This window comes from Bartonella sp. CE47NXGY (assembly GCF_042195415.1).
In the GTDB taxonomy this organism is placed as follows: Bacteria; Pseudomonadota; Alphaproteobacteria; order Rhizobiales; family Rhizobiaceae; genus Bartonella.
Genome location: NZ_JBHIOI010000063.1, coordinates 1 through 4,195, shown reverse-complemented (window position 1 = coordinate 4,195; position 4,195 = coordinate 1). Strand labels below are relative to the sequence as shown.

Sequence of the window (4,195 nt, the reverse complement as noted above, 5' to 3'; positions counted from 1 at the left end):
CACCCCCATTATCTCTTCTATTTCAAATGAAACCGCGCTTGCTAATCAACAAGAGCCTGCAAAAAAATACGAATTTACAGGTGAGACAATAGAGGTTGGTGATTATACTCTTTATCGCATTCGGGCTTTAAGGGATTTTGCTAATATAAAAGCTGGTGATTTAGGCGGTTTTATACATAAGGTTGCAAATTTAGCTCATAATGGTGATTGTTGGGTCGGTGGCAATGCCATGGTTTATGGTGATGCTCGTATTTACGATAATGCCCATGTTTCGGATAATGCAAAAATTACTGGATCTGCAAAAATTTATGAAAATGCAAGGGTCTATGGCAATGCTAGCGTGCATATTAGAGCTGAGGTTTATGGCAATGCGCAAGTATATGAGAACGCATTGGTTTATGGTGATATTTTTGGACATGCTAAAGTGTATGGAAATGCAAAAATTTATGACACTATTTATGGCAAGTTTCTTGATAAAACTAGAATTTATGGCAATGCTGAGGTTTATGATAAAGCACGTGTTTTAGGAACCTCTCAGGTTTATGATAATGCCCATGTTTATGAAAATGCTATAGTTTTTGATAATGCTAGGGTTTGCGATAATGCCCATGTTTGTGGCGCTGCTATGGTCAATAGAGAAGCCAAGGTTTATGGGAATGCTATAGTGACTGGTTATGCCCATGTTTATGATAGGGGCTGCGTTTATGACAATGCCAAGGTTTATGGCAAGGTTTATGGTGGCGCTTGGGTTTCCAATAATGCTTTAATTTCTGATAATGCCGAAGTTTATGATGATGCTCGCATTTATGACAATGCAAAAATTTATGGCAAGGTCCATGGTGATGCTCATGTCTATGGCAATGCCAAGGTAATTGGCTATACTGAGATTGGTGGTGATACCAAAATTGGTGGCAATTATAAAGAATCTGTTATCACTGGTGATATTATTTTTACAACTGTGTAAATGACGCGCGGGCGCGGCGGGGGCGCCCCCCTTTAAACATTTCATTCTAAAATTCAAATCTTTTTATAAAGGAATTGTGCTATGCAAAAAAAGTTTGCACTCACAAATGAGACACGTGTATTTAATAATCAAACTCTTTATCGCATCCAAGCATTAAGGGATTTTGACGATGTTAAGGCTGGTGCCTTGGGTGGTTTTATTGAAAATGAAAGTAACCTCTCTCATGATGGCAATTGCTGGATCTATGATAATGCTCTTGTTTTAAATCCTGCCCATATTTATGAAAATGCCAAGGTTTTTAATAATGCTATTATAATGGGTAGTGTTTATGGCAATGCCCATGTCTGTAATCGTGCCCGCGTTTATGCAAATGCTCATGTTTATGACAATGCGCATCTTTCTTATAATGCTTGGGTTTATCATCAGGCGCGGGTTTATGGCAATGCAAAATTATCAGGAAATGCTCGTATTCATAGCAAGACGGTAGTTTATGATCATGCTGTTATCAGTGGCGCTGCTAAAATTTATGGCAAGGTTTATGGGAATGCTAGCGTGGGCTGTCATACTGATGTTTATGGCTCTGTTTATGGTAATGCGAAAATCTCTGGTTATTTCGTGATTAGAGGTAATGTCTATGGTAATGCAAGATTAAAAAGAGATAGTGATTTATATTGGTTTCCCATAAATTGTGAGGTTTATGAAAACGATACCGTTGTAAAGATTATTGAAAATAACGCTGCGTAAAGACGCGCGGGCGCGGCGGGGGCGCCCCTCTTTCAAATTTTCCCATTCCAAATTTTATCAAATGTTTATCACATTAAATTGTGAGGGTATCTCTATGTGCAAAAAATACGAATTAACCAGTGAAATCAAAAAAATCAAACATGCTCTTACTCGAAATATTATAAACCTTTATCGCATTAAAGCTTTAAAAGATTTTGATGATGTAAAGGCGGGGTCTTTAGGCGGCTTTATTGAAAAGGAAGTTAACCTATCCCATGATGGTAATTGCTGGGTGTATGATGAGGCTTGTGTCTATGGTCATGCAAGAGTGTATGAAAATGCAAAAATACGCCATTTTTCTCAAGTCTGTGGTCAAGTTTATGGCAATGCTGAGGTCTATGGAAAAGCTTTTATCTCTCAATATGCAAAAATTTATGACCATGCTTTTGTCTATGGCAATGCTCATGTTTATGGCAATATTTATGGTAATGCTCATGTGAATGGTAGTGCCCGCATTCTTGCTGATGCTCATATTTATGATCATGCGCATGTTTCTTATGATGCTACGGTTTTTAGTTATGCACGCGTTTATGGTCATGCCAAGGTTTGTGGCTCTGCTTGCATTTATAGCCATGCAAAAATTTATAATTATGCTGTTATTAATGGTCGTGCTAAAATTTATGGCAAGGTTTATGGAAATGCTTGTGTGAGTGGCTCTTGTGAGATTTATGGCTCTGTTTATGGCAATGCTAAAATCTCATATTGTGCAACGATCTGGGGGCGTGTTTATGGCAATGCAAAAATCAATAAAAAAAGCAAAGTAAGGTTGGTTCCAAAAAATTGTGAGGTGTATGAAAGGGATAATGTTATCAGTATAACTGATAAAACAGAATAAAGAACGGCGTGGGGGACGTGCCTTCTTTATGGTGTATAAACGCATATAAAATGCATTGCTATAAACATCTCATAAAAGATAGCATTCATAAAAAAAGCCGTGTCAAGTGATATGACGCGGCTTTCAAATAACGATTATAATGATAGAAAAATAATCATCCACAATGGAGTAATGAATGCATATATACAAAACGTATTATATTGCAAGCGCTCTATTGAGATATGAAAACTTATCAAAAGGAATGTAAATGATGCGTATGATCTTTAATCACTCTTTTGAATGGGAGAGCCTATAAATGCTTTTTGTTTCTCTCAAACGTATTAATCATAACGTCTTTATCTTTTAAAGAGATTCATTGAAAACAAAGCCCATGATCATGATGCTTCTTTTAAAACGTTTCAATATACTAAGCTCAAAATCGAGCTGAGTGAATTCACATAACGCATTCTATAAAATCAAAACGCTTGTTAGCTTTAACAAAACTCGTTTTTTACATTTACGAGTATTGGTTTTCAAAACAATCTCTCATAAGACAAATAAATAACCGCTTTTATCAAACGCAAGGCTTTAAAAACTGTTATAAACATCTGTTTCAAATGTTTAAACGTTCATTTAGAAAGGCTTTCATAAGTTTCTTTTAAACAGAACTTCTTTGCAAATTAATCGCTCTATATTTGTGCTCTGTACTTTTAAATGGTAACTTTTAAAACGTTTTTTAGTACCATATCTAAGGTAAAATAGTATTTTACTGCTATGGTATTACCCGCCTCCATTTTTTTGTGGAAGCGAATAATTCCGTTCTTAAAAACTAGTCTGCAATCTATTCATTAAAAGGCTTTTCATTTCATAAGATATAAAATACCTCTTTATCGTTTTTTTAACTTTTAGTAAGCGTTTTAAAAGCGATTTTATCCTTAATCCTTTTATGCAATTTTTTAAATTAAACCTATAAGCTTATGACAGGTTCAAACAGTTAATTTCTTTAATGCCATTTTAGAGGTTTTTCCCAATTTTGGGAAAAATTATATGATCTCTATTTTCTATAAATGCGTATCTTTTGGTACAATTTATCTTATAACAGTTTCAAACGATTACCCTCTATAGGTAATAAGATATTGCTATAGCATTTTTAGATTTTACGCTTCTCAATTTTGAAAACTGTAATTTTATGTTTTTATCATGCGATTAACAATCCAATCATTAAAACAAGATGTGATCTTTAAACGTATGTTATCGATAATTCCAAACAACTAAATTTTAAACAATGCGATTTTGAGTGATAAAAACATATCATAAAATTTATAAACTGTTATGAATGATATCGGCTTTTCATTTTATTTGAATACACACATGCGTTATAATATTCACGTCATGATTTGCTTTTTATGGTCTATTCATACATGGCAATCTTATATAAAAAATGATCAAATGAATCACGTATAAAAAGATGGATTCTTGAGTGGATTCATATAAAATAATTGCAAACAACATATTGACTTTATTGCGTTTTTTTTGTATAATGTGACTCTGTAAACCAAAGGGAGTCTCTACCTGTGGACTTCCTGCTATTTGGTCAAATTCTTGATTACACTTGTCCAAAGCATCCCCACTCA

4 protein-coding genes are annotated in these 4,195 nt (G+C 34.4%); 3 read left to right on the top strand and 1 reads right to left on the bottom strand.

Features of this window, described 5'->3' with window-relative positions; genetic code table 11:
- The 3 genes from ACFIL3_RS09095 to ACFIL3_RS09085 form a co-directional block, all read left to right on the top strand.
- Positions 1-964 (top strand): hypothetical protein (locus tag ACFIL3_RS09095; RefSeq protein ID WP_375682118.1); only part of this gene is annotated, 964 nt, incomplete at its 5' end.
- Between the two features lie 81 nt (positions 965-1,045).
- Positions 1,046-1,708, top strand: a complete 663-nt coding sequence (locus tag ACFIL3_RS09090; RefSeq protein WP_375682117.1) for a hypothetical protein — start codon at positions 1,046-1,048, stop codon at positions 1,706-1,708.
- Positions 1,709-1,802: 94 nt separating this feature from the next.
- Positions 1,803-2,582 carry a hypothetical protein gene (locus ACFIL3_RS09085; RefSeq protein WP_375682116.1) on the top strand — a complete coding sequence of 260 codons (780 nt, stop codon included), beginning with the start codon at positions 1,803-1,805 and terminating at the stop codon, positions 2,580-2,582.
- 1,383 nt (positions 2,583-3,965) lie between these two features.
- On the opposite strand, the gene ACFIL3_RS09080 is transcribed toward ACFIL3_RS09085, so the two are convergent.
- Positions 3,966-4,195: hypothetical protein (locus tag ACFIL3_RS09080; protein WP_375682115.1), on the bottom strand; the 230-nt coding region annotated here is incomplete at its 5' end.

Excerpts from the sequence above, each read along its gene's own strand:
- ACFIL3_RS09090 (WP_375682117.1), top strand. The coding sequence starts at position 1,046 with ATGCAAAAAAAGTTTGCACTCACAAATGAGACACGTGTATTTAATAAT.
- ACFIL3_RS09085 (WP_375682116.1), top strand. The coding sequence starts at position 1,803 with ATGTGCAAAAAATACGAATTAACCAGTGAAATCAAAAAAATCAAACAT.